This window comes from Haliscomenobacter sp. (genome assembly GCF_965225875.1).
Taxonomy (GTDB): domain Bacteria; phylum Bacteroidota; class Bacteroidia; order Chitinophagales; family Saprospiraceae; genus Haliscomenobacter.
Genome location: NZ_CBDDBS010000003.1, coordinates 1,741,163 through 1,767,821 on the forward strand (window position 1 = coordinate 1,741,163; position 26,659 = coordinate 1,767,821).

Here is a 26,659-nt window from a genome sequence, read left to right on the forward strand (position 1 = left end):
CAAAAAAACAAGCAGCGAAGCTGCCAAAAAAAGCGAAGCTTTACCTGAAAAACAGCGAAGCTGCCCAAAAAATCTTCAAAAACTCCAACTTACTTAATAACATGCCCAACTTCCAAGCCGCCACCCAACTCAAAACAACCCTCAACTACCTCAAACAACGATTTGTCGGCAAAGACGAAATCATCGACCTATTCGGCATTGGCCTCGTCGCCCGCGAAAACGTGTTCCTCCTCGGTCCTCCCGGCACCGCCAAAAGCGCCATGGTTCGCGAACTCGCCGCCCTGTTGCACGGCCAGACCTTTGAATACCTGCTCACCCGCTTCACCGAGCCCAACGAGTTGTTTGGCCCTTTTGACATCCGCAAGTTGCGCGAAGGAGAGCTGATCACCAACACCGAAGGCATGTTGCCCGAGGCCGACCTCATCTTTCTCGACGAATTGCTCAATGCCAATAGCGCCATCCTGAACAGTTTGCTCATGGTGCTCAACGAACGCATCTTCCGCCGGGGCCGCGAAACCCGCAAATTGCCCGCCTTGATGATCGTGGGTGCCAGCAACCATTTGCCCGAAGACGAGGCCCTAAACGCCCTCTTCGACCGCTTCCTCATCCGGGTACGCTGCGACAATGTTGCTCCCGATCAATTGAGTGCGGTGCTGGATGCAGGTTGGGCGCTGGAAAGCCAAGGCAGCGTAGCTACTCCGGAGATTGCCGCCAGCACCATCAAGTCCCTGCAAATGCAGCTTTCCGACATCGACCTGAATGGCATCCACCGGGAGTACCTGGAGTTGATCCACAAGTTGCGCAATGCGGGAGTTCAAGTATCTGACCGCCGGGCCGTGAAAATCCAGCGCCTGGTGGCTGCCAGCGCTTTGCTCTGCGAGCGCGATCACGCCCTGGTTTCTGACCTCTGGGTGGCGCGCTACATTTGGGATACCGAGGAACAACGGGAGGTGATTGCTGAGATTGTCAATTCGGTTTTTGCCAAAGAAGAAAGCTCGGAAGTCCAACACCCCCGTGCCCGGAACAGCTCAGCTCCCAACGCCGATGATTTGTACCGCGAAGTGGAAAACATTGCCCAGCAATGGGACAATGCGCAGCTAAACGCCGCAGAAAAAGCCGTGCTCAAAGACAAATTGCGCTACCTGAGTGGGCGCTGCGCCTGGATTACCGAAAGCACCCAACGAGAGTTTGTCCAAACTGCGGTAGATCAATTGTGGACCAAAATGATGTAACGGCATGGAAAACTGGGTAATGGTGTTTAAAAAATCGGACCTTCCACATCTGGCCGCAGTGCGCTGCTGGCCGGGGTTATACGCTGCCGAAAGGGAATCTGAAGTGTGGTTGCGTTGCCCCATGCTGCATGCGGATATGGATCAGGCCTTGCGGGCTTTGCCAGCCATGTTCAGCTATCGGCAAGATGCTCAGGGGTTGTTGTTTCCTTTGAATGGCAGTACTCCAGTTGCCAAACTGCCCGCGCTGGACTGGCTACCGATGAAGCAGTTCATCCCAGTCGAACTACCTGGTGCTGCCCTGCCTGCTCAATTGACCCAGCAATATGGTTTGCAGTTGTTGCCTTCCTCGGAATACCATCCTGGGGCTGCCTTAAAAGTCAAACTAGCAGATTGGCAGACATATGCGGAAACTGCACCGGAGATTCGTTTGTCCGCCTTGCATTTTGCCTTGTCGGCTACGGAGGATGTGCTGGTGATGGGTGAGCCACTACCTCCTTTGCCAGGGGTGGAATATTGGTTGCGGGACTCCATTTTGTTGCCTGCCGCATATGATTTGGAATGGCCATTGGTGGCGGAGTTGTTCAATCAGCGGGAGAACGGTAAGGGGGGAGATTTAATCCTTTTTGAAAAAGATGGGAATTGGCAAAAAATTGAAAAACGGTGCTTTGTTCCGGCGAGTCGGGCAGGAATAAGGTTGAGTTATCCAGGCTTATGAATCAGACCGAATTGGCACTCAATTACTTTAGTCCTCGAAAAAAAAACTACTTCTGGCGCTGGTCCAGTGATGGACAAACCCTTGAATTAGCAAGTGATTACACCATTTGTTTTCGTAAAGAATTGGTGGAAATATTAAGAGATGTTCAGATGATTGGTCTTCCCTCTTTAGAAGTAATTGTATTTTTTATCCTGGCTTGTAAAGGTGAGTTGGAGCGTATTTCACACCATTTTGAACTTGAAGAAACATTACTAGAACAAATTTGTACCAACGAAGCCGATGAAAATTATGAGGCTTTTTACAATGCGAAGGAAGACAACCAGGTTGTTAAATACATTTTGCCGCTTTTACAGAGAATAAGTCGACTGCCTGCCGAATTGAGGCGTGGTCATATGCGAAGCCATTTGCTCAAAGAAATCTTAAAACATTCAACTGAATTAACACCCCCTCCTTTAGCTAATTTTTTAATTCATGAAATCGACAGTGAGCGGCTAACACCTGGTCGATTAAATAATTATGTAGCTTCTCCTCCCAAAACTTTGGTTGAAATACTGCACATTTTTAAGCCCTTAAAGGACATCGATGATCTAGAGTCACTACTCCGCACCGGCCTGGAACACCTCCCAGAACCAGCCCCTCTTCCCCAACCCGATCCCATCCCCAGCCAGGACGACCTCCTCACCCAACTCTCCCAAGACCATCAAACCGCAGGCCTGGCCCGTCTGACCAAACGCCTGATCGCTGCCCTCAACATCCCGCCCCATACCCAGGGTGCAAGTGATCAACCGCTGGGTGGTGTATCCGACATCAGCAATCGGGGCGACTTTGACCGCCTGCTGCTGAGTGAATTGGCCAACGACGACGACACCCTCAGTGCCCGCCTCGTGAACAACGAAGCTTTGTACCTGCGCCGCGAAACGCCCCCTGACCCACAGGTGCAGGAACGGGTGATTTTGGTGGATACCAGTTTGCGTTTGTGGGGAATGCCGAGGGTCTTTGCAGTATCCGCAGCACTGGGTTGTGCACTGAACAATCACCAAAAGGCGGGTATTTCGGCTTTTGCATTGGGAAAAGAAATAAGCGAACCCAATGCCCTGGCAACCAAGGAGGAAGTTGTGCAATTTTTGGAGCAACAAAGCCCGGTTTTGCACAGTGGGGAGGCTTTACGCGCTTTTTTCCGCCAACAGCCCCGTTCAGCCCAGCGGGCAGTTTTTTTCATCACTAGTGAAGAGGTGATGGCTGATAAAAACTTCAGCCTGATTTTTGCGGAGCAACAACAGCATTTGGATTATTTGCTGGTATTGAGTCGGACGGGCACCTTGTTATTCTATAAGTTAGTGAACGGGCAGCGGAGTTTGATGAGTACGAGTGTGTTTGACCTGGAGGAGTTGTTGTTTGATCAAAAAAAATCGGCGATGCTTGCGGCATTGGTCGGTGCCCTCGGCCTCCAAGCCGAGCATGCCATTAAACATGATGGGCTGTTTCTTCCCTCCTATCCCGGTAAATTAAGGCGAGATGATGTCGCCTTTGATGGAAGCGTTTTGGTCGCTGTACTGCCTTCAAAAAGGGTTTGGTTCTGGCACAGTGCGCAAAAGGGGGCCATTGAAGTATTGAATAAAATTGAAGATGGTGAATACAAATTTTACCTAGTCAACCATAAGCTCAAATGTATCGTTGTCACCACCAAAGGCTTTAAATTCAAGGCCTATTTGTTTGAAAACAATGAATTATACGCTGTAGTTGACTTGTACGCCAAGCTGATCCGATACTATCCTCAACAAAACGTGGTCAATTTGCATGAAATAGATGAGCCAGTGGTTGCTTGTGCCTACGAAGAGGGGAATGTTTTGATCGGTTTGAATCAAGCCGCCAGCCCCAATTATTATTATACCTACAAGAACATTAGCCATGTGCTTGATCTAAAATCCCAGACCATTTCCCCGCTCCCAGAAAAACGGGTCATCCCCAAAGAACACCTACTTCAAAATTTGCAACCCGTCAAAAAAATGGTCAACAATGGCTATTCAGTGTTGCGGAACATCACCGAAATTGGCTTTACCCCTGAAGGTTTTATTCAATTAGGCAGACACCAGATGATCTTGCGCGATGGGAAATTATGGTTGACTAAAGCCACCTTTGTTGGTCTTGAGGTACGATCATTCTTATTCGATACCAATCTGGATGGTCAATTTTACACCAGGTCCTGTACTTGGCCAAATGGTAGCAAAATAATCCTGGACAGTCGTGGTTTTTTGCTATTTTTCTGGTCGGGCAGCACCCAGGCAGATTTTACCATTGCACTGATCATAGGGCAAGAATTAGCAGCTTGTAGCAGGACTGGTTATTATACAGGGAACACCTACTTTTACAATGCCGACCCTGATCAAATCATTACACCAACTGATTTTTACAACAGTTATATTGTTTCATTCATAAAGCGTGTTGGATAAGCCATGAAACTCAGCCTTCAACTCCACTCCAGCCCCCGTGGCGCTATCCAGGCCGCCTTTCTGCGTGGCAGCGACCCGCAGCATTGGCTCGGCACACTCCAATCCTGGGGAATTCCCCTCAGCGATTTGGAAGCTTATGCTGTACCCCAGTCCAAAAGTGACTTGCAGGTAGCTGGTTTGTTGTTGATCATGCGCCAAGGTCATTTCCCTGCTCAGTTGGACTTACAGGAACCGTATCGTTGCATTGGCCAGGCTTTGCTCATTCCTCAATACGCTGATGTCCAGCCTCAAGTAGCCGAAGAGGAGTGGAAAACCTTATTGATTTACGATTGGCATTTTTTCCATCCGGGGATCGGCATGGTTGGTTTCCACCACAGCGATCGGGTTAATTTAGCTGACCTATTGACCTATCTTGCCCCACTTCAACAAGATTGGTCTCTGGCCAAACCCGGCCCTCCATCTGTCCCAGCCCTGCGGCAAATCAGCGTGGTACAACCCAAAGTGGAAGACATTTTTGCTCAGGTGCAAGGTGTAGGTGACAAAGACTTAAAAGATTTAGGTAAAAACAAACCCTCTCCTGAAGATGCCAAAGACCTACGTAGCACCTTGTTAAGCTCCCTGGAGAAACTACTAAGCCAACGCCCCAACCTGAGGGAGGGCGAAAGCCAGGGCTGGTTGGGCAAAATGCTCGATCGTTTGGAAATGCGCATCAGCCAAATACTTGCTGATCTACAAAAACAGCGTGAGAGTGAGATCGATCGTTTGCTCAAATTGTATCAGGACGACCCCGAAGAAGCGCTGCGGTATTCGATTCCCTTGGACAGCCCGTACGAAGGTCGGGGAATTGCGCCTCCCTCGGGGCTTTTAGGCCGCAACAATGCACCGGATTTTAATCTAGGCGGGCTCAATACCGGTGGTCCACGCGACAATTGGAATCTGGATGCCCAACGCCAGATTGCTTTGCGGCAGCAGTACCTCCGATTGGCCAACCAAAAAATTGCTGAGGGCGACTACCGCAAGGCCGCCTACATCCACGCCCATTTGCTTGGCGACTTCAATACCGCTGCCAATGTGTTGGAACAGGGCAAACATTTTTACAAAGCGGCCATTCTGTACCGCGATCACCTCAAAGACAAGCAGCGTGCTGCCCAGTGTTTTGAAAAAGGGAGCTTGTATACCGAAGCAATTGATCTTTACCTGGAATTGGGTCAAAAGGAAAAAGCTGGGGATTTGTATGCCCATATTGATCAGTGGGCTGAGGCAGAAAAATTGTATCGAAATTGTGCCGAAGAGGCACTAAAAACCTTTAATTATTTGGAAGCTGCCCGAATTTTTGACCAGAAGCTTAAGGATCAAAACCAGGCAAAAGTCAGTCTGCTCAAGGGTTGGCATGACAAGCTCAATCCCACTTCCTGCCTGAACCATTATTTTGATTTTTTTCAGCAGGTCAGCAATGCTGAGTTTGATGCTGAAGTACAACGCATCTACCAAACCGAGTACAAACCCATACAGCGCAATGCTTTTATGGAAGTGCTCAAGGAGATTGGAAAAAATAAACAGCGTAGCTCCGAATTACCCAATGCCAGGGAGATTGTATATCAGGTAGTAAGCAAAGAATTGCAATCGGATATTCTTGATCATATGGGGATGCTGGAGACTTTTGGACCTGAGGATCGGTTGTTGGGTGGGGATGTGAGTAGGTATAAGGTAGGCCTGAAGGAACGGCAAAAAAAGGCACGGGAACAACTCAACAATGACAAATGGATATTGGTAAAAACCATTGATTTATCGCTGAAGGTAGATACCTGGTTAGAAGCACGAATGATCAATCAAAAATTAGTCGTACTAGGGCAAAGCGGGGAGAAAGTTTACCTCCAATGCTCTGACCTGGAGTTTTTTAATGAATGCGTCAAAATGGGTTTGGCCAATAACCCGCAACAGAAGCCTCAGCTGGTAGCTTTGCCCTCCAACTCCCCTTATTTAAGCATCATTCACACCAAATTTTTATCCAGCAGCGCGATTCGATTCATTGAGAGATGTTTCGGCAAGGAAGTTTTGAAATACAACATTCACTTGGGAGAAAACACCATTGGTTTAGGAGTGATTGACAATAAAACCATCGCTAAACTGGATATTCTCCCGGACGGAACGCTTCACCTAAGTATTTGTACGGTAAAAGGAGCAGTGAAAAAAACATTTTTGTGCATTGATGCCAAGGATCACATCAATAAGGTAATGATCAGACCACCTGAAGCTGGGAGCTATTTTGAACTCATGCATTTTATGAATGGGTTTTTATATTTTATTACCCCAGACCGCAACACCGTGCTGCGCATTGATGAATCAGGCAACACAATTGGGCATCAGCCTGATATCCCCCTACCTATTCTCAAAATGGCCTTATCTGACGGTTATTCAGCCGAAAGAATGGTCATTCATTGTGGTTATGATGACCCAACTTTTAATATGAGATTGCAATTTGGCTGTCAATATTTTAGACCGGACGCTGATGGTTTTAATCCACACGGTGACATTTTTGAAAGTACCCCGCTTGATAGCATTCTATTCACACACAATGGCCTGATTGTCACATTTGGAAAAAATATTCGTTTGTACAATACCAGAGGAATTTCAACCCCACGGCTTGTTGACGAATTTGAACTGGATGAGGAAATCGTGGATGTTTTTAAAGGGCCAAGTGTGCACCAAGTCGGCTTTTTGACCAAAAATGGCAAAGTCCATTTCTACGAAATTGGCAACCTTAACACCTAACGTTTATTTCTTTTCCGCCCCTAATTCGGAAATTGATGCTTAAAATGTTTTGAAAAGTCCTCTACCGACTCGATAAAATCTTCCCCAAATTGTTCAGTAGGTTTGGTGGGGGTTGGTGTGATTCGTGCCATTTCCGTGCTTTTCCCGGTAGTGATCACCAACAAACCTTTGTTGATGCGTTTGCAGTAAAAAACATTGAACAACTTGGCTTCAACCCAGCCAGCACCATGGATGATGCCCAATCGTTCGTGGTTGAGCAGTAGCATGTTTGTGATTTGAATCGGAATTTTATTAAAAATCTGAGCCGATGCCTGGCTCACCATTTCCTTGATGAGGGGGGATTTGAATTTTTTACTTTGCTGCGTAAAGGCGGGTTGCTCCGCAAAATTGGTCAGGAAATAGTCGAAGATTTCCGAAAAATCATCGCTGTCTTTTAAAATATTTTCGAGGTATTTGGATTTTTCCGCCGTCATTTCTACTTATTTGTTGTAAAAATAAATTTTTCCAACAAATAAGTCAAGTTGTCAACCAAAAAATTATCCAACAATTTCTTCAAAACTTCCCACTCCGGCATGCCGCATGCTCGGAATGGTGCCCGGGCGCAACAACTGCAAGCACTGCATACCCGCCGCCTGGGCCGCATCCAATTCTTCTTCAATATCGGATAGGAAAAGGATTTCTGCTGGCGCTAATCCCAATTGTGTCGCTATATTTTGATAAGAAGCTACTTCCCGTTTGTGCCCTACTGCAGTATCGAAATTATGGTTAAAAAACCCGTTCAAATCCCCATACTCACTGTGACCAAACAGCAGTTTTTGTGCCCCCACCGAGCCGGAGGAATATATCCCCATCGGTATCCCCTGCTGTTTCCAACGCTCCAGGGCTGGAACCACATCGGGATAAACATGCCCTTTAAAACCGCCGCTGTCGTAACCTAATTTCCAAATCAGGCCTTGCAACAATTTGAGGGCCGGATGTTTGCGGTCGGCAGTAATCCAGGAGAGCAGGCCATTGATCAGGTCTTCGGTGCCATCAGCGGGTAGTTCTTCTTCGAGCAGGGTCTGGCGGGTTTGTTCCAAAGCCTGAGCTACAGCCGGATCATGCAGATTTGCCCGCACAAAGTCCGGTAGCTTTTCAAATGAATAGGGAAAAAGAATCTTGTGCACGAAGTTGATGTCGGTAGTCGTGCCTTCGATGTCGGTGAGGATAAACTGCATAGGTTGGTGGAATGAAGATTTTTTTTGAACCACCTTAGAAACCTTAGGTAGCGATCTAAGGTGCCCTAAGGTGTCTAAGGTGGTTCATAAAAAACCAGCAGCGAAGCTGCCCTTAATTCAAATTGTACCGCTGATCAACCCCGGACTCCGTATAATGCGGAACCCAGCCCGATTGATCAATAAATACGCGAATGGCTTTGACGAATTTTTTTGGGCCCATGTCAAACCAGTGCTTGGTGTTGGCAGGCACCGAAATGAGGTCGCCTGCCTGGCAGGTTACGCAGAAGATGTCTTCATCTCCGCCCAGGTTGAACCAAAACATGCCCTCGCCGTCCACAAAAAAGCGTACTTCATCCTCGGTGTGGATGTGCTCACTCAAAAACTTGGTGCGCAACATTTCCAATTGTGGGTGATCGGGCGTAACGTTGATCACATCGGCAGTTTTGTAGCCGTTGGAATCCATATAAGGCTTGAGTTTGTGTGCATAGGCGCCAATGATCGTGTCCTGATCAGCGTCGTCGGCAAACTCAACCGCGGCTTCCCATTGCTCGTAAATGACCCCGCGGGCGTTCAAAAAACTTTTGATCTCGGCAGGATCGTTGACAACGGTTTGTTTGTCTGGAATGGTAAGGATGGCCATGGCAAAAAGTTTATTAGAGTTGAGGAGTTGAGAAGTTGAGAAGTTGAGGCTGCCGCGAGCGACTTTGGCAATAATCTTGTCTAAGTTGCTCGCGGTAGCCTCAACTTCTCAACTCCTCAACTCCTCAACTTCAATTTTAAGTATTCACACTCTAACAAAAACTCCACCACTTCCACATGCCTTTTGGCGTCAGCGATGGTGTTGCCCCAGGTGTACATGCCGTGTCCAGCGATGAGAAAAGCGCGAAGTTCTGTATCGCTCCGCCCCACAAACTCTGCTACTTCGATAGACAATGCGGCAATATCCTGCGTATTGGCAAAGATGGGAATTTTTACGGAAACTTCATGGGTTTTGATGCCACTAAAACCTTTCAAAATTTCATAGTTCTCAAGCACGATTGCCCCCTTTACCTGCAGCAATTGGGAAACGACCGTATTGAGCACCGTATGGGTATGCAATACGCAGTGGGCGTCAGGGAAAAGCTTGTACACCGCGCAGTGCAGCAGGGTTTCAGCCGAAGGTTTGCGGGCATCATCAATCGGGTTGCCCGAGGCATCTACCTGCAAAAAGTGCTTTTCGGCAAAGTCGCCCTTATCCAAGCCACTTTGGGATACAAAAAAATTGCTCTGCCCGACTTCCCGGTACGAGTAGTTGGAAGAAGTGGCTGGTGCCCAGCCTTTTTGGTGCAAAAAGTGAATGGCTTTGACCAATTCAGCGCGTTGGCTCATCGCTTTTTTTGAGTGCAAGTGTACGAAATTAAAAACAAAAAAGCCCAGCCTGAATGTCAGACTGGGCTTGGTAGCCTCGAGTGGAATCGAACCACTATCTTAGGTTCCGGAAACCTACATACTATCCGTTGTACTACGAAGCCGTATGAAATTTCTCTTTCGAGACCGCAAATATACAAAAGCTATTTTCACAAAGAATAATTTTTTCTAAAAAAAGGAAACTACTTTTAGCGGAAAGAAGTTCCAATGGAATGAGAAAGATTGCCATTTCAGACATTCATGGATGTAATGCCACGTTTGAAGCATTGCTCCAACAGATCAATTTTTCCAAAGAAGATCAGCTGTTTTTGCTGGGCGACTACCTCGATCGCGGTCCATCCTCCAAACAGGTACTGGATACCATCTTCAGACTCAAGGCAGAAGGTTATCAGCTACAATGCCTGCGAGGGAACCATGAAGAAATGCTCTTGTGGGCATTAGAAGGTCATGTTCATAATTTACAGTCTTTTTTACAAAATGGAGGTGAGGTTACGCTTGCCAGTTTTGGCGTTCAATACCCCTGGGAAATCCCCCAACCTTACCTTGATTTTTTAGAAAACCTCCCCTTTTGGATAGAAGTGGAGGAGTACATATTTGTACACGCAGGATTGAAGTTTTTGCCCGATACCAGCCCTTTTGAGCATACAGATAGAATGCTTTGGATCCGAAATTGGTACACTGATCTTGACCTGGAATGGTTGGGCCCTCGGTACATTGTGCATGGACATACCCCAACACCCTACTCCACGATTCAACATTTGTTTCGCCATTTTAAGGGATTGCGGGTCATCAATATTGATGGAGGTTGTGTATTCCGACAGGCGGAGTATGGGCACTTGTGTGCCGTGGATTTAAGCAATCGACTCTTGTATTTTGAGCCACGCCACCCTTGGGATGAGATTGGAGAACCGTATATCAAATGAATCTCTTCCACTATCATGTTTTCATCCCTGAGGTGAAACCTTTGGTGTCTTAGGTTTCTTAGGTGGTTCAAAATACTTATCCTTTTTTTTTCACCACCTAAGAAACCTAAGGCACCAAAGATTCACCTTAGAAATTGTGCCTTATCGCATGGCCTTGAATGCATTGATCAAGCCATTCGTAGAAGCATCGTGGGAATTTACCGTCGAAGCATCTTCCAACTCCGGCAAAATCTTATTGGCCAATTGTTTGCCCAATTCCACGCCCCACTGGTCAAAGCTATAGATGTTCCAAATGACGCCCTGGGTGAAGATTTTGTGTTCGTACATGGCGATCAAGATACCCAAGGTACGTGGGTCGATCTTTTTCACCAAGATGGAGTTGGTTGGCTTGTTCCCCTGGAATACCTTGAAAGGCAGCAACTCCGCGATCTCTGCCGCCGACTTACCTTGTTTGACCAGTTCAGCCTCTACTTCTGCTGCAGTTTTACCCATCAGCAGTGCTTCGGTTTGAGCAAAAAAGTTGGACATCAACTTCACGTGGTGGTCACCAATCGGGTTGTGGCTTTGTGCGGGTGCGATAAAATCACAAGGGATCATTTTGGTGCCTTGATGGATCAATTGATAAAAGGCGTGTTGGCCATTGGTCCCAGGTTCACCCCAAATGATTGGACCCGTTTGGTAGTCTACGGCTTTGCCATCGCGGCCTACGTATTTGCCATTGCTCTCCATGTTCCCTTGTTGGAAATAAGCGGCAAAACGGTGCAGGTATTGGTCGTAAGGCAAGATAGCTTCGGTAGCAGCGCCGTAAAAGTTGTTGTACCAAATGCCAATCAGAGCCAGGATAACCGGGATGTTTTGTTCCAGTGGAGTTGCGTAAAAATGCTCATCCATCGCGTGCAAACCTTCGAGCAGCTCCTTAAAATTGTCAAAACCAATCACACAGGCAATCGGCAAACCAATCGCTGAACTCAAGGAGTAGCGACCACCAACCCAGTCCCAAAACTCAAACATGTTCGCAGTATCAATACCAAAAGCTGCTACTGCTTTTTCGTTGGTAGACAAGGCTACGAAGTGTTTGGCTACCTGCGATTGATCCTTCGCTTTGTGTAAAAACCAGGTTTTCGCCGTTTCGGCGTTGGTCATGGTTTCTTGTGTGGTGAAGGTTTTGGAGGCGATACAAAAGAGCGTGGTTTCCGGGTCCAGCGGTTTAAGGGTTTCCGCGATGTGGGTGCCATCTACGTTGGACACAAAATGCACCTTCATCCCCGATTGCCAGTAGGGTTTCAAGGCTTCGGTCACCATTACCGGGCCCAAGTCTGAGCCGCCAATGCCAATGTTGACAATATCGGTGATGGCCTTACCCGTGTAGCCTTTCCATTCCCCCGACAAAATGCGTTTGCTAAAGGCGTCCATTTTAGCCAAAACGGCGTTGACATCGGGCATTACATCCACACCATCCACCAAAATCGGTCGATTGGAGCGGTTGCGCAAGGCAATGTGCAATACGGAGCGACCTTCGGTTGCATTGATTTTTTCCCCGCTGTACATCGCTTCGATGGCCGCTTTGAGGCCACATTCTTCAGCGAGTTGCAAGAGGGTGTTGAGGGTATCGGCAGTGATGATGTTTTTGGAATAATCGACCAAAACGTTTTCGAAACGTTGGGAGAACTGAGCAAAACGTTGTGGGTCGGCGGCAAACAGGTCTTTCATTTGGACTTCCTGCATTTTGGCGAAATGCTCGGTCAGCTGTTGCCAGGCTTTTGTTTGGGTTGGATTTTGCTTGTGCATGTCTGGATTGATTACTTGGGGTAAAGGTAGAAGATTTGAGAGAAATAGAAAATGGAAGGACGATTTTCCAAAAGATTGAACCATTTGGCCAGCAAGACTATTCATTGTGTAAATAACCAAACTTCATCCGTCTTGCGCAGCCAACAATTATCATCCATCCGACCAAATCTTGACTTGGACAGTACCCAGTCTACTCCAGCCGAACAATTCCAGAATCAAACCCTGCGGCCCATCCTCAAGTTTCAGCATGAGCTGCTGGTAGTCGCTTTCCGGGCTTACATTGACAAACGGCACGGGGTCTTTTTCCAATTGTCCGCCAAAGATCGAGTGGAGTGGATCAAGCACAGCTTACAAAAAGACCAAAGTTTGCGAAACACCCTGACAGGAATGGTAATCGGGCATTTCTCCCTTGAAGAATGGGACTCATTCCAGGCAAATGAGGCAGAACATTCCCGGCGACTGATCCAAATGTTGATCCAACGTTTACAATCTGCGGTTGAAAGTTTTAAAAATCAGGATTAATCGTTGAGCAGAGTCAGCAAAAGCCTACCTTTGTCTTCCTACATTTGTAGCACAAGGGGCAACACTCATTTTTGCCCCACTACTAAGGTTAAAATACGATGTACAAACAACTGATTCAGGAACTTGGCTCTGCCCGCCTCGTGGCAGTTTCCAAAACGCAGCCCAATGAGGCCATCATGGACCTCTATGCACAAGGGCAACGTCTGTTTGGAGAAAACAAGGTGCAAGAGGTTGTGCCCAAATACGAAGCCTTACCCAAAGACATCGAATGGCACCTGATTGGGCATTTGCAAAGCAACAAAGTCAAATACATTGCTTCTTTTGTGGCCATGATCCACTCGGTAGACAGCCTGAAATTGTTGGAAGAAATCAATCGGCAGGCGGTCAAAAACCACCGGGTAATTGACTGTTTGTTGCAGTTTAAAATCAACGATGAAGAGACCAAGTTTGGACTGGATATCCAGGAAGCTTTTGCCCTATTGGAATCCCTCTCCTACCCCAACTTATTGAACATTAGACTTTGTGGCGTGATGGGTATGGCCTCTTTTGTGGAGGATGAGGATCAGATTCGCCGGGAATTCAAGAACTTGAAAAACATTTTTGATCAACTCAAAGACCGCTATTTTCCCAATGATCCTGCCTTCAAGGAAATCTCCATGGGCATGTCCGATGATTATCCGATTGCGGTCGAGGAAGGTAGCACCTTGGTGCGCATTGGAACCTTGCTCTTTGGGGCCCGGAATTATGGGAATGTGGGTTAATTACATTAATTTTATGGCCTAAAATCACCAATTCTTGAGCACCACTGCCTTTCTTTTTACGCCTCCCTTTACCCAACTGAATACGCCGTATCCAGCCACTGCGTACCTGAAAGGCTTTTTGAATACCAAAAACATCAGTTCTTATCAAGCCGATTTAGGCATTGAGGTTTTTTTGGCCTTGTATTCTTCCAAAGGCCTTAACGACCTATTTGAGCACATTGCAGCTAAAAACCAAAGCTGGTCGGAAAACGCCCGACGGATCATCGTCCTGCGCAAACATTATATCCAGACCATCGATGGAGTCATCAATTTTTTGCAGGGCAAAAACCCTACCCTAGCCCATCTCATTTGCCAGGAAGGCTACTTGCCCCGGGCCGAGCGCTTCAAACAACTCGCGGATTTGAATTGGGCCTTCGGCAGCATGGGCACTCAAGACAAAGCCAAACACCTGGCTACCCTTTACCTTGAAGACCTGGCGGATTTGATCACCGAATGTGTGGATGAACACTTTGGGCTCAGTCGTTATGCGGAGCGTTTGGGCCGATCAGCTTACCATTTTGATGAATTGTATGCGCAGCTCCAGGCGGAGTACACCTATATTGATCAGCTGCTTATTCAAATTCTGAGTGCAAAAATGGCGGAGCTAAAGCCCCAGCTGGTGGCCATCTCCGTGCCATTTCCAGGGAATTTGTATACCGCTTTCCGCTGTGGGCAGTGGATCAAAAAACACCATCCCAACAGTAAGGTGGTTATGGGTGGTGGTTTTGCCAACACCGAATTGCGTTCATTGAGTGATCCCCGGGTTTTTGAATTCTTCGACTTCATCACCCTGGACGATGGCGAAACACCCATCGAAAACCTCATTGAGCACTTGCAAGGCCAGCGCCCCGTTGATCTCCTGAAACGTACCTATACTTTAATAAATGGCAAAGTTGAGTACCTCAACCACAGCCTCAACCGCGATTACAAACAAAGTGAGGTTGGTACCCCCGATTACAGCGACTTGCCACTGGATCAATACATTTCAGCCATTGAGGTCGTCAATCCCATGCACCGCATGTGGAGCGACGGACGTTGGAACAAACTCACCATGGCCCACGGCTGCTATTGGGGCAAATGTACATTTTGTGATGTTTCCCTGGACTACATCAAGTTGTACGAACCGGTAGCCGCGCAATTGTTGTGCGACCGCATGGAAGAGTTGATCGCCCAAACTGGTGAACGCGGCTTCCATTTTGTGGACGAAGCTGCTCCACCCGCCCTCATGCGCGCCCTTGCCCTGGAAATCATCCGCCGCAAACTCACGGTGACTTGGTGGACCAATATTCGTTTTGAAAAAAGTTTTAGCCGGGATTTGTGCCTTTTGCTCAAAGCCTCGGGTTGTATTGCCGTATCAGGTGGATTGGAAGTAGCTTCCGATCGTTTGTTGGCTTTGATTCAAAAAGGAGTAACGGTGGCTCAGGTGGCCCGAGTTACGCGCAACTTCACAGAAGCAGGCATTATGGTACACGCTTACCTGATGTACGGCTTCCCAAGTCAAACCGCGCAAGAAACCATCGACTCACTAGAAATGGTGCGACAATTGTTCGAAGCGGGAGTCCTGCAGTCGGGATTTTGGCACCAGTTTGCCCTTACCGCACACAGCCCGGTAGGTCTAGATCCTGGTGCATACGGCATCAAAATTGAACCTGGCTGTAGCGGACCTTTTGCCAACAATGACATTCTTTTCACTGACCCGACCGGGACAGATCACGATGCATATGGTTTTGGTTTGAAAAAATCGCTGCTGAATTTCATGCATGGGATAGGCTTTGAATTTCCACTGCAAGATTGGTTCGATTTTAAAGTACCCCGCACCAAAATTCCGAAGGATTACATTGTCAATGCACTCAGTGAGGATGAGCTTTCTTCAATCAAGGCCAATGCCAAGGTGGTTTGGTTGGGCAATGCACCCGACCTGGAAATCAGCAGCAAAACGAAACGGGGTGAAACCTGGGAAAGTGCACTCTTGACTTTTTATGATCAAAAAGAAAACCTCAGCATCAAGGTAGATGTGCCACAGGGAAAATGGGTGGTGGAGATTTTGGAAAAAATTGCCGTGGATCAGCCAGAAACCTGGACTTTCCAGCAGGTGCAGGAGCATTACGAAGCGGAGGGGCTGGAGGATTTTGAGTTGTTTTGGTACAATAAGCCCTTTAATAAATTGGGAAAATTGGGATTGCTGGTATTGTAAAAAGCATAGCTTGAAATCCCTAAGGTGCTTCTTTAGTGCCTAAGGGGTTTCTTAGGTGGTGAAAAATACGCTGCCTGCTTCGCAGGCTTTTTTCTTCACCACCTAAGAAACCTTAAACACTAAAGGGCCACCCAAGATAAAGTGCTACTTGAGCTCTGCCAAGTTCACCACAAATCCTTCGATCCGCTTCTTCTTCAGGTTATTGTCATAAGCTTTGGCACTCCCTTCTGTATCAAATGGTCCCAGGATAACCCGGAATTTTTTTCCACCATCCATACTGATCAGGATGTTGTCGAACCATTTGCCTTGCAGTTCGGCCACCTTATCCAGCATACTTTCGTAGGTACTTACCATGGCTACCTGCACACCAAAACCCTTTTTATCCGAATGTGCAATAGCTATTTGGAACAAACCACTGGTGCCCATGTCTCCACGAACCAGTTTGTTCTTGTCTACCTGTAATTTGGTGCTTGGTTTTACGGGTGCAACAACTACGTTTACTTTTTTCTCTGCTACTGCTACTGGCGCGGGTTTCGTTTCAACAGGCGCTGGCGGCGGCGGTGTATTAACAGCAGTCGTAGTTGGTTTGACTACTTCTTCGGTATTTGTGGTTGGAACGGCAATAGGGTTTGTTTTAGGCTCTTCTTTTTTTGCCACTTCCTGACCCACTACTTCCACTTTTACTTCAACCTGACCGTCGTTGAGCATGCCCAACTGTTTGGCGGCTGCGTAAGAAAGTTCTACAACCCGGCCTTTGAGGTAAGGCCCCCGATCATTTACCCGAACAATGACCGATTTTTTGGTGTCCAGGCGCGTTACCCGTAAGCGGGTGCCCAGTGGGTGCATTTTATGTGCCGCAGTCATCTTGCCACGATCATAAATTTCTCCGTATGCGGTCTCGCTACCGTTGTACTCATCTGAATAGTAGGAAGCATAACCAAATTCTTGCGCGCAAAGCACCAATGCATTGAGCGACAGTACCAGCGTAAATACTAATGTGATTGATCTCATATGGAATATCAGGTTTATTCGGTACATAAACGTCCTGAAAGCCCAAATCGGTACCCAGGTCTCGTAGAAAGTAATCAAATATAGAATAAATGTTGGATTTTTCCAAACAAAGGACTTTCGGAAAACTACTGCGCCATCACCTCTTTCACCCCTTGAAAAAGACCTATGCCGATCAAAATGACGCCAATGATTTTGTTCATCCATTGACTTACAAACGCAGCCCTACGCACAATCAATTGACTGAGAAATGCGTAAAACAACAATGTAAGCAATTTTCCACAAGCTACTCCAGCCAAAAAGATGCATAAAAAGTACAAGGGTGGATGTGCTGAAATATCCAGGTATTTTGCCGATTTTAAAAAAGCGAGGATAAAGATCCAGAAAGGTATTGCTTGTGGGTTTGCAATAGAAACCAACAAGCCATGCAAAAAGTCGTTTTCTTTGATTTTTCGCTTCTTCTCCTGATTTTCAGCTGGTTTTCGACAGAAAAAAACCAAACCTAAGGCAACAAAAAAGATAACCACAAATGCTTTGGCCCATATGTTGTGCTGCAAAAGAGCCTGCATTGTGGGATTAAAACGAATGGCAATAAAAGATTGTGGGATTTCGATCAAAGCAGCCGCAACCGAAAAATGAAATGCGGCGCGCCAACTGCGGTTGATGGTGGTATCAACTACGGAGAGATTGATGGGGCCGAAAGGCAAAGTTCCAACAATACTAGCCAGCATGCTTAGTAAAAACACCAGAGCGGGTGACGGCTCCATTCTTCTTTTTTTGAAAAACACGGATAATCAATCGGGAGGCAAAATTAAACGCTTATGGCGCAAAAGTCAACTTTTTTTAACAATTAAACGAAGTCCTTTTTGTCTTGGGGGCGATAAAAAAATAAGTGACCATTTTGCCAGAGGATTAGATAAGTAAACGTTTCATTTCAAGTGCCTTATCTAATCCTCTGGCTCAGGAAAAATGATCACTTATTTTTGCCCCACTGCTTGTTACGAACTTTTGGGTTGATAATTTTGTAATTTTGCCGGGATATTTTTTCAAAAATCATCTAATGAGTAAACACGGAAAGGTTTTAGTGGCCATGAGTGGAGGAATCGACAGTACAGTTACTGCGATGTTGCTCCACGAGGAAGGATATGAAGTGATTGGCATTACCATGAAAACCTGGGATTATGCCAATTCTGGCGGTTCCAAAAAAGAAACGGGTTGTTGTAGTCTCGATTCCATCAATGATGCCCGTGAAGTGGCCGTGAGTATGGGTTTTCACCATTTCATCATCGACATCCGGGATGAATTTGGCGATTTTGTCATCGATAATTTTGTAGAAGAATACATTGCGGGCCGCACCCCTAATCCTTGTGTGTTGTGCAACACACACATCAAATGGAACGCCCTGCTGAAACGCGCCAACTCGCTGGATTGTGAGTTCATCGCGACCGGACATTATGCCCAGGTCAAGGAATTGAATGGCCGCAAATACATCAGCAAAGGGGCCGACCCACACAAGGATCAGTCTTATGTGTTATGGGGTTTGAGCCAGGAAGCCTTGCAGCGTACTCAATTTCCGGTAGGCAAGTTCACCAAACCAGAGGTACGGCAAATCGCCTTTGATGCCGGGTACGCCGAATTGTCCAAAAAATCGGAGAGTTACGAGATTTGTTTTGTACCTGACAACGATTATCGAGGTTTTCTCAAACGCCGCTTGCCCGATTTGGAAGAACAAGTCAAAGGAGGAAATTTCATCAACACCAAAGGGGAAGTCATCGGCAAACACGAAGGTTATCCTTTTTATACGGTGGGTCAACGCAAAGGTTTGGGAGTCGCTTTTGGCCAGCCCATGTTTGTCACCGAAATTCGCCCGGATAGCAATACCGTAGTCCTCGGGGAATTGGATGAACTGATCCGCAACAGCATGAGCGTTTACCAGGTCAATTCCATGAAATACGATCAAATTCCCGATGGCCTGGAAGCTTTGACCAAGGTGCGTTACAAAGATGCCGGCACCATGAGCCAGTTGAGCAACACCCCCGATGGGCGCATTTCCGTAGAGTTTTTTGCCAATGTCAGCGGCATTGCTCCCGGGCAATCCGCCGTGTTTATGGAAGGAGATGATGTGATCGGTGGTGGGATCATTTATAAGGAAATACCGAAAGATTTCGCGCTGTAGAGACGCACGGCTGTGCGTCTCCTATATATGGCCGAGGTCAAAAGACGCACGGCCTTGCGTCTCTACCTTAAATAATCAATATGCGTACACTCCTGCTACTTTTACTTGCATTTGGCCTGTTTGCCTGCAAAGAGGAAGTGGCAGCCCCTGCTCTGGAGTACCGCTACGAATATTTTCCACTTTCAATCGGGCAAGAAAGGCTTTTTATCGTCGACAGTATTTTGTTCGACCCATTGGGTAATCGGGTACAAATCGACTCAAGTAAAACCTTCATTAGGGAATTAGTAGTGGATACTTTCCGCAATGCCAGCAATGCGCTGGAATACAGCATTGAACGTTATGAGCGACGTAATAATGCTGCACCATGGGTGCTAAAAAAGGTATTGAGTGAATCTCGCCCAATTGACCAGGCCCAACGTTTTGAAGACAATTTTCGCTTGTTAAAAATGGCCTTCCCATTAAAAGAAGGTCAAACCTGGGATCCTCTTATTTTTGTCGACCCCTTCAGTAAAGTAGAAGTAAAAGGTGAACCCCTTGAAATGTTCAAAGGCTGGGAAGCCAAGGTCAAAAGCATCGATCAAAGCTGGAATCAATACCCCAGCACCCTGGAAATTCAATTCAGCAACTATGAAAATGCCATTGAGTTGCGTCGGGGAACGGAGCGTTATGCTGCCAATTTGGGTCTGGTTTATCGCGAACTTAGTGTACTCAACACCCAATGTTTGAATGCTTGTCAGGGGCAGCCCTGGGAGAAAAAAGCCCAGGCTGGTTTTATTTTAAAAATGCGTAGAATTTAATTTTGCATATGGATAAGTACATTGCCATCGGTAGAGTCAGTAAAACCCACGGGGTGGATGGTGCGCTAAAACTCAAGATCAAGGATCGTTACTGGGATGATTTTGCAGAAGCGAAAGTCCTGTTTGTAGAATCAGCGGGTAAAGTGGTGCCTTATTTCATTGAAGAGTTTCGAGGTGGCCTTGATCCCATCGTCAAATTTGAAGACCTGAACCAACGCGAACCAGCCCAAGCCCTCAGCGGCAAGGAGCTTTTTATGCGGGAAAGTGACCTTCTACCCGAGGCCGCAGAGGTAAATGTATCCCAATACGAAAGGTATGTAGGTTATCTTTTACAGGATGTGGAATTGGGTGAATTGGGCAAAATTGAAGAAGTTGTTGAATCTCCTGGCCAATACCTGGCTTTTTTGGAGTACCAGGGACGTGAGGTAAGTGTTCCCCTCAATCCAGTTTTCATCAAATCAGTGGATCATAAGGGGGAAAAAGTGCTGGTGGATTTGCCGGAAGGACTGCTGGAATTGTAAAGTGATGAATTATGAGTGATGAGTGATGAATTGTTGAGCAATTGTATTTTTGGCGCAATGCATGTATTTCAAATGTAAGGATAAAGGTTGAGTCGATTCATCATTCATAACTCATCATTTATCACTATATTCAACCCTAACCATAATCATACATGAAAAACATCCACACCCTTTTTCTACTGGTGCTGTTTTCACAGGCCATCAGCGTATTTGCCCAAAACGGCACCCAAAAAATTCTGGTCACCGACCTAACGCGCATCAAACAGGTGGTGTCGGTAGCCGCTTCGCCTGATGGAAATAAGGCACTGTACACCTTGCGGACCATTGAGCCCAATGCCGAGAACAAGCTGGAGTACGATTACCGTAACCACCTTTACCTGGTTGATTTACAAGCTAACGCCACCCCCCGCGCCTTGACCCGGGGAGCTGAAAGTGTTTCCAGCCCCGTATTTGCACCCGATGGCAAAACCGTTGCTTTTGCACGCGCGGTAAAAGGCAAATCTCAAATTTTTATTTTACCCCTGGACGGCGGCGAAGCCTGGCAATTGACCGATGTATCCTACGGTGCGGGCAATCCCCGGTTTTCGCCGGATGGCCGTAAGATCCTCTTCAGTGTATCCCTCAATTTGAGCACCCTGCTCAACGATACCATCTTAAATCCTGGCAAAGGAATTCCGGCCTGGTCGCTTGAAAAACCGGGTTTTCCCAAAAACGAGTTTTTAAACCGCGATAAAAAGATCAAACCCAATCCCGATGGGAATCTGGAAGAAATCCGCGCCTACCTCGATAAAGACGTAGAAGACCGGAAAGCCAAAGTATTCAACCGCCTTAATTTTCAGGGTGAGGCTACAGTAGAACCAGAAATCCAATTCAACCATCTCTTCGTAATCGATGTGAAGGAAGGCGCAAAGGCTAGCCCGGTTACCAAAGGTTTCTGGTCTTATGGACAGGGCAGTTGGGCAACTGATGGGCAACGCATTTGGGCCGTAACGGGAAAAGACCGCAGCCAACACCCTGACCGGGAGCAGGAATCCACCATTGTAAGCATGAACCTGCAAGGGGGTGATGAAAAAACCATCCTGGCCGAAAGTGGGAAGTCTTTTAGTGGCTTCAGCCTTTCGCCCGATGGCAGCACTTTGGCAGCCGTTATGTCAACGCCAAATCTCTTGTCATTCAGCCAATTGGTCCTGGCCAACTCCAATGGCAGCAACCTGCATATTGTTCCTTTCGACCGTACTCCTGGCGGTGCCAACTGGTCAGCGGATGGTAAATACATTTACCTCACTGCTCCTTCTAATGGAGGCTCACCCGTATACCGCATCGACGCCAGAACCCGTGCCGTGGAGCGATTGAGCGATTTTGATTCGGGCATCAACGCTTTTGACTTAACGAATACCAAAGTGGTATACAGCAAAACGGATGTATCGAATCCCTCCGAACTCTTCTATGCTGATTTGAACATGAAAAACCCTGTTCAGCTCAGTCGCCACAATGAGGCTTGGTTGAAGGACAAAAAACTGAGTTTGCCGGAAAAGCGGGTGTATACCAACACCAAAGGACAAAAAATAGAGTATTGGATCATGAGGCCCACCTTTATGGAAACGGGTAAAAAATATCCATTACTGCTACAATTGCACGGTGGACCTACTGCCATGTGGGGGCCGGGTGAGTTTTCGATGTGGCACGAGTTTCAGTATTTCTGTTCGCAGGGTTATGGTGTGGTGTATCCTAACCAACGTGGTTCGGGTGGATATGGCAAAGATTTTCAGTTTTCCAATTACCGCGATTGGGGCCCCGGCCCACAGGAAGATGCCCTGGCTGCCTGTTCTGACGCTGCCAAAGCGCCCTGGGTAGATACGTCTAAACAGGTGATTACAGGTGGTTCCTATGCGGGTTACCTCACCGCCTGGATCATCGCGCACGATCACCGCTTCAAGGCCGCTTTTGCCCAGCGTGGGGTCTATGACCTGACCACTTTTATGGGCGAAGGCAATGCCTGGCGCCTGGTGCCCAACTATTTCGGTCTACCATGGGAGGATGAAAAAACCACTGAGATCGATGCAGAGTCACCTTACAGTTACGTGGATAAAATCCGTACTCCATTTTTGATCAAACACGGAGAAAATGACCTGCGCACCGGGGTAATTCAGTCGCAAATGATGTTCCGCAGTTTGAAATACCTGGAGAAGGATGTGGAATATGTCTTGATGCCGGGTGGAACGCATGAATTGAGCCGCTCGGGGAATGTGCGGCAGCGGATTGACCGGATGTTGCGGATTTACGAGTTTTTTGAACGGTATATTCGGTAAATCTTCCTTAGGTGTCCCTTTGGTTGCTTAGGTGCCTGAGGTGGTGAAGAATACCTGCTTCGCAGGTTGTTGATTTTTCACCACCTTAGGCACCTAAGGAAGCAAAGGATTCACCTAAGAAAATTAAATTCAATATCCATACTTTTTCTTCCACAAACCCTTTAACCAGCCCCTTGTCTTTTCTTCTGCCGGGTTTGCTGCAGGTTCAAACAATTTTGTCCCACTCAATTTTTCCGGTAGGTACTCCTGCTCCACAAAGTTGCCCGGAAAATCGTGGGAGTACTGATAAGCCTTTCCATAGTCCAGTTTTTTCATCAATTGGGTAGGTGCATTGCGCAAATGCAGCGGTACCGGCTGGTTTCCCTGTGAATGCACCAATTCCTGAGCTTTAGCGATGGCCAGATAGGCTGAGTTGCTTTTAGGGGAAGTAGCCAGGTAAATTACTGCTTGTGATAAAATGATCCTGGCCTCTGGCAAACCCACCGCCTGCACCGCCTGAAAAGCCGTAGTTGCCATCAAAAGTGCATTGGGGTTGGCCAGTCCAATGTCTTCCGCAGCAGCGATGACCATGCGGCGAGCGATGAATTTGACCTCTTCTCCTCCTTCTATCATTCGAGCTAGCCAGTACACAGCCGCGTTGGGGTCGCTCCCCCGGATGGATTTGATGAAGGCGGAGGCCACATCGTAATGCTGCTCACCTCCTTTATCGTAACTCGTGATGTGTTGTTGCAAAATATTGGTGACGATGGCATCATCCACTACAATTTCCCCCTCCACATTTGGAGCCTGACTGGTCACCAGTTCCAAGATGTTGTACAGCTTGCGGGCATCCCCGCCTGAGTAATGCAAAAGCGCATCGTAACTGTCAAAGCGTACTTTTTTGTTTTTCAGGTACTCGTCCTTTTGCAGGGCATCCTGAATTAGTTGCATCAATTGATTGGTTTCCAGCAGTTTTAGTACATATACCTGGCAACGTGACAAAAGAGCCGGAATCACTTCAAAGGAAGGATTTTCTGTCGTTGCTCCAATCAAAGTCACCACTCCTTTTTCAACAGCTCCCAACAAGGCATCTTGTTGTGATTTGCTAAAGCGGTGAATTTCGTCGATGAACAACAATGGATTGGGTTTGCCAAAAAAGCGCTGTTGTTCTGCCTTTTGAATGGTATCCCGCACGTCCTTAACCCCGGCAGCAATGGCACTCAGGCTATGGAAAGGTCGACCTGTTTCTTTGGCCAAAATATTTGCCAGGGTAGTTTTTCCCACTCCCGGAGGGCCCCAAAGGATAATCGAGGGCAAAAACCCCGCAGCCAGAGCCTGACGCAGCACCGAACCCTCCCCTACCAAATGTTCCTGCCCTAGATAATCCGCAAGGCGTAACGGGCGCATTCTTTCCGCTAATGGCTGCATTGGTTGATTGTATTTTTAGTGTCAAAATCTCAAGGGGCGATAAAAAAATAAGTGATCATTTTGCCAGAGGATTAGATAAATAAACGTTTCATTTCAAGTGCCTTATCTAATCGTCTGGCTCAGAAAAAATGATCGCTTATTTTTGCCCCACTACAAAGCACTGGGAAAAATATTACAAAAAACAGGAATTACAACAACTTTTGTTGTACTTTAGCAGTCGCAATTCAGTATTATGGTTTTACCAGAGGTAATTCCTACTTCGCGAGAGCATCTGCCTATCTAAATCTACCCTTTTTTGGTTTCATTTTGACGAACAGCAAGCACCGCTGAGTATATTTTTTTTTGTTATACGCAAAAAATAAAATTATACTCGATCTGCCCCCATCGGTGAGTTGCACAAACTATTGAGAAAACTATGGCTGCTAACATCAGTCACCTGAAAGTGATGGGGCAAAGCGCGGCTTTGACAGATGATGCTGTTTTGCGTTGGTTACCCAAACAACAATTGTGGATTGACCCAACTCGTTTCAACCAAATTAGCGGTGAAAACGGGTTAAGAATCAGTCTTTTACCCGGTTCTTTTTGCGACACACAAGGTCGAATCATTACCGAAAGAATCGAACTGGAACTGGTAGAAATTGTGCACAAAGCCGGAATGTTACTGGCTGCGATGCCCAGTACGTCCAGGGATGGCGTTTTTGAATCCGCCGGGATGTTTAGTTTGCAAGCCAAAAAAGACGAGCAGACTTTACGCCTGATCAAACCCGTCCAAATTGCCTGGCCAATCTATAATTTGATTACCAAGCCCACTGCTTTACAAATTGTCACCTTATCAATGGCCAGTACACGTTCCTTTAGTGCGACTGCTGAACAAGACTGGGTCCCTTTTTTCAATAAACCTACTCCGGTTCTCAAATTGCATGGACAACGTTGGTTAAAGTTTGAACTCAATCAATTGGGTTGGTTCAGCGCCCATTTGCCACTTGCCAAAGAAGGGCTCAAATCCATGTTGAGTATTCGTTACCATGACCTGGGTTTTGAACACAAACAAGCCTTCTTGGTGTTCCGCAACCACCAATCGGTCGTCAAACTTTTCCCGTATGACCAAAAGTTTTGCGCCTTCAACATCCCCCGTCGCGCCCCTGCTTGTGTGGTCATGCTGGCCTGTAAAAACGAACGCTATTTCCTGGGACATACTTGTTTTGATGGGCATTATGCCAACAATTTAACACTGCAATTGGAGGAAGTCGAAAAGGGTTTGTTGCCCCAACATTTGCTTGCGATCATCAACTGTTAAGGTTATTAGCCAGCAACTGGTGAAAATGATGCACGCATGCTTCACGTTTGGGGGAAAAACGTCCCGTTTGGTAAAAGCGGGACTGTAGCCCTTTTTGTACATTTTCTACTACAAATTCATCTTCCCGTTCCACTTTGTCCAAATCCGCGCCAGCGCCCTGATCCAGCTTGCTTTCATCGTACACGTACAAGATGAAGCGGACTTTGCATTGTTTGATGGACAAGGGTTTGACAATGTTGACGCTCAAACCCCAGGGGTAAAAATTAAACATCATATTGGGGAAAACCCAAAAATAGTAGGCGGCAATCCGCTTGCCATAGTCGATATGCCCGGCCGGGAGATCAAAACACTCGGTGCCAGAATCCGCAATCCCCACTTGCAGGTTACAATAATCGAACAGCTCACTGTAATAAGCCCCATAGTCCAAAACCTGATTTAGGCCTGCGTGGACGAAAGGAATGTGAAAACCTTCCAAATAATTGTCGCAGTACAAAGCCCAGTGCGCATTGACCAAATAATCCCGGCTCAATTCTGGAGCATAGCGAAACTGGGGCAATGGCATAAACCCAATCCGCTCCTGCATCACCTCCAAGACTGGCTTAAAATCAAAACCCGGATCGAGGGAAACAAAAGGAAACTGAGCCCAGGTTTGGCAAGGCACTTCGGTTAGATGATCACATGCGCGAGGGAATCCCTGAGCTTCCTTAAACTCGGGCATAAACTCCATTTGCCCCTGGAGGTCAAAGCGCCGACCGTGGTAATTGCAGGTCAGTTTTTTGTATTGCCCAGGGTTGTGTACCAGGATGTTGCCCCGATGGGTGCAGACGTTGCTAAAACATTGCACCTCGCCAGTTTCAGTTTTGCTCAAAAACAGGGGCTCATTGACAAACCCCGGCAGGAATTGAAATGGATAGACCGATCCAGCTTGGTTCAAATTTTCCCCGGTTTCAATCCATTGCCAACTGCGGGGGAATAACTTTTCCTGCATGGCGTCGAATACCCGGGGATTGCGGTAAAACTCGGCGGGTAGGGTTTCGGCTAGGGTGATGTCGGGGTGTACAGAGTAGGTAAAATTTGGCATGGGCAATCCTTTGGTTACACAATGATAAATAATTTTTTTCCCA

General features: G+C 47.0%; 22 protein-coding genes and 1 tRNA gene. 13 read left to right on the plus strand and 10 right to left on the minus strand.

The features are described 5' to 3' along the window. Nucleotides 1-101: 101 nt before the first annotated feature. From ACO08K_RS27330 to ACO08K_RS27345, 4 genes are read left to right on the plus strand one after another with little or no spacing between them, the layout of a single operon-like run. Nucleotides 102-1,232, plus strand: coding sequence for an AAA family ATPase (locus tag ACO08K_RS27330; RefSeq protein WP_421799673.1), 1,131 nt, complete (start codon nt 102-104; stop codon nt 1,230-1,232). Between the two features lie 4 nt (nt 1,233-1,236). Then, nucleotides 1,237-1,947: a hypothetical protein gene (locus ACO08K_RS27335; protein WP_421799674.1), complete on the plus strand. Its 711-nt coding sequence runs from the start codon at nt 1,237-1,239 to the stop codon at nt 1,945-1,947. Continuing rightward, entirely contained in the window at nt 1,944-4,397 is a 2,454-nt protein-coding gene (locus ACO08K_RS27340; protein ID WP_421799675.1) for a hypothetical protein, read from the plus strand. Before ACO08K_RS27335 ends, ACO08K_RS27340 begins: the two co-directional genes overlap by 4 nt. A gap of 3 nt (nt 4,398-4,400) precedes the next feature. Beyond that, nucleotides 4,401-7,169 (plus strand): hypothetical protein, encoded by a 2,769-nt coding sequence (locus tag ACO08K_RS27345; RefSeq protein ID WP_421799676.1) that lies wholly within the window; start codon nt 4,401-4,403, stop codon nt 7,167-7,169. Nucleotides 7,170-7,189: 20 nt separating this feature from the next. On the opposite strand, the gene ACO08K_RS27350 is transcribed toward ACO08K_RS27345, so the two are convergent. The 5 genes from ACO08K_RS27350 to ACO08K_RS27370 all read right to left on the minus strand — a co-directional run bounded on the left by ACO08K_RS27350 (nt 7,190) and on the right by ACO08K_RS27370 (nt 9,897). After that, a complete protein-coding gene (locus ACO08K_RS27350; protein WP_421799677.1) occupies nt 7,190-7,642 on the minus strand; it encodes a hypothetical protein in 453 nt (150 codons plus the stop codon). Nucleotides 7,643-7,705: 63 nt separating this feature from the next. After that, complete coding sequence (mtnC, locus tag ACO08K_RS27355) at nt 7,706-8,386, minus strand: acireductone synthase (RefSeq protein ID WP_421799678.1); 681 nt, start codon at nt 8,384-8,386, stop codon at nt 7,706-7,708. Between the two features lie 112 nt (nt 8,387-8,498). Further along, nucleotides 8,499-9,026 (minus strand): 1,2-dihydroxy-3-keto-5-methylthiopentene dioxygenase, encoded by a 528-nt coding sequence (locus ACO08K_RS27360; RefSeq protein WP_421799679.1) that lies wholly within the window; start codon nt 9,024-9,026, stop codon nt 8,499-8,501. A gap of 116 nt (nt 9,027-9,142) precedes the next feature. Continuing rightward, entirely contained in the window at nt 9,143-9,754 is a 612-nt protein-coding gene (locus tag ACO08K_RS27365) for a methylthioribulose 1-phosphate dehydratase (RefSeq protein ID WP_421799680.1), read from the minus strand. Between the two features lie 68 nt (nt 9,755-9,822). Beyond that, nucleotides 9,823-9,897: transfer RNA gene (locus tag ACO08K_RS27370), tRNA-Arg, on the minus strand. Between the two features lie 108 nt (nt 9,898-10,005). Here ACO08K_RS27370 and ACO08K_RS27375 point away from each other — a divergent pair. After that, nucleotides 10,006-10,716: a metallophosphoesterase family protein gene (locus ACO08K_RS27375; RefSeq protein WP_421799681.1), complete on the plus strand. Its 711-nt coding sequence runs from the start codon at nt 10,006-10,008 to the stop codon at nt 10,714-10,716. Nucleotides 10,717-10,857: 141 nt separating this feature from the next. Here ACO08K_RS27375 and pgi read toward each other — a convergent pair whose 3' ends face one another. Then, the gene (gene pgi / locus ACO08K_RS27380; protein ID WP_421799682.1) at nt 10,858-12,504 is read right to left on the minus strand and encodes a glucose-6-phosphate isomerase; all 1,647 of its coding nucleotides are present in this window, start codon (nt 12,502-12,504) and stop codon (nt 10,858-10,860) included. Nucleotides 12,505-12,636: 132 nt separating this feature from the next. Between pgi and ACO08K_RS27385 the strand changes: the two genes are divergently transcribed. The 3 genes from ACO08K_RS27385 to ACO08K_RS27395 all read left to right on the plus strand — a co-directional run bounded on the left by ACO08K_RS27385 (nt 12,637) and on the right by ACO08K_RS27395 (nt 16,020). Further along, nucleotides 12,637-13,026, plus strand: coding sequence for a glyoxalase (locus tag ACO08K_RS27385; protein WP_421799683.1), 390 nt, complete (start codon nt 12,637-12,639; stop codon nt 13,024-13,026). 98 nt (nt 13,027-13,124) lie between these two features. Further along, nucleotides 13,125-13,787 (plus strand): YggS family pyridoxal phosphate-dependent enzyme, encoded by a 663-nt coding sequence (locus tag ACO08K_RS27390; RefSeq protein ID WP_421799684.1) that lies wholly within the window; start codon nt 13,125-13,127, stop codon nt 13,785-13,787. A gap of 34 nt (nt 13,788-13,821) precedes the next feature. Then, on the plus strand, nt 13,822-16,020 hold the full coding sequence (locus tag ACO08K_RS27395) for a B12-binding domain-containing radical SAM protein (RefSeq protein WP_421799685.1): 2,199 nt from the start codon (nt 13,822-13,824) through the stop codon (nt 16,018-16,020). 144 nt (nt 16,021-16,164) lie between these two features. On the opposite strand, the gene ACO08K_RS27400 is transcribed toward ACO08K_RS27395, so the two are convergent. Then, nucleotides 16,165-17,031, minus strand: a complete 867-nt coding sequence (locus ACO08K_RS27400) for a septal ring lytic transglycosylase RlpA family protein (protein ID WP_421799686.1) — start codon at nt 17,029-17,031, stop codon at nt 16,165-16,167. A gap of 125 nt (nt 17,032-17,156) precedes the next feature. After that, on the minus strand, nt 17,157-17,795 hold the full coding sequence (locus tag ACO08K_RS27405; RefSeq protein WP_421799687.1) for a LysE family translocator: 639 nt from the start codon (nt 17,793-17,795) through the stop codon (nt 17,157-17,159). A gap of 293 nt (nt 17,796-18,088) precedes the next feature. Between ACO08K_RS27405 and mnmA the strand changes: the two genes are divergently transcribed. The 4 genes from mnmA to ACO08K_RS27425 all read left to right on the plus strand — a co-directional run bounded on the left by mnmA (nt 18,089) and on the right by ACO08K_RS27425 (nt 22,831). Next, nucleotides 18,089-19,204: a tRNA 2-thiouridine(34) synthase MnmA gene (mnmA, locus tag ACO08K_RS27410; RefSeq protein WP_421799688.1), complete on the plus strand. Its 1,116-nt coding sequence runs from the start codon at nt 18,089-18,091 to the stop codon at nt 19,202-19,204. 80 nt (nt 19,205-19,284) lie between these two features. Beyond that, on the plus strand, nt 19,285-20,001 hold the full coding sequence (locus tag ACO08K_RS27415; RefSeq protein ID WP_421799689.1) for a hypothetical protein: 717 nt from the start codon (nt 19,285-19,287) through the stop codon (nt 19,999-20,001). A gap of 8 nt (nt 20,002-20,009) precedes the next feature. Continuing rightward, nucleotides 20,010-20,522: a ribosome maturation factor RimM gene (rimM, locus tag ACO08K_RS27420; RefSeq protein ID WP_421799690.1), complete on the plus strand. Its 513-nt coding sequence runs from the start codon at nt 20,010-20,012 to the stop codon at nt 20,520-20,522. Between the two features lie 152 nt (nt 20,523-20,674). Continuing rightward, a complete protein-coding gene (locus ACO08K_RS27425; RefSeq protein WP_421799691.1) occupies nt 20,675-22,831 on the plus strand; it encodes a S9 family peptidase in 2,157 nt (718 codons plus the stop codon). Nucleotides 22,832-22,960: 129 nt separating this feature from the next. Here ACO08K_RS27425 and ACO08K_RS27430 read toward each other — a convergent pair whose 3' ends face one another. Then, nucleotides 22,961-24,238 (minus strand): replication-associated recombination protein A, encoded by a 1,278-nt coding sequence (locus tag ACO08K_RS27430; protein ID WP_421799692.1) that lies wholly within the window; start codon nt 24,236-24,238, stop codon nt 22,961-22,963. A 415-nt stretch (nt 24,239-24,653) separates the two neighbouring features. Between ACO08K_RS27430 and ACO08K_RS27435 the strand changes: the two genes are divergently transcribed. Then, nucleotides 24,654-25,535, plus strand: a complete 882-nt coding sequence (locus ACO08K_RS27435) for a hypothetical protein (RefSeq protein ID WP_421799693.1) — start codon at nt 24,654-24,656, stop codon at nt 25,533-25,535. Here ACO08K_RS27435 and ACO08K_RS27440 read toward each other — a convergent pair. Continuing rightward, entirely contained in the window at nt 25,525-26,616 is a 1,092-nt protein-coding gene (locus ACO08K_RS27440; RefSeq protein WP_421799694.1) for an aromatic ring-hydroxylating oxygenase subunit alpha, read from the minus strand. The two genes, ACO08K_RS27435 and ACO08K_RS27440, sit on opposite strands and share 11 nt — an antisense overlap. Nucleotides 26,617-26,659 lie beyond the last annotated feature (43 nt).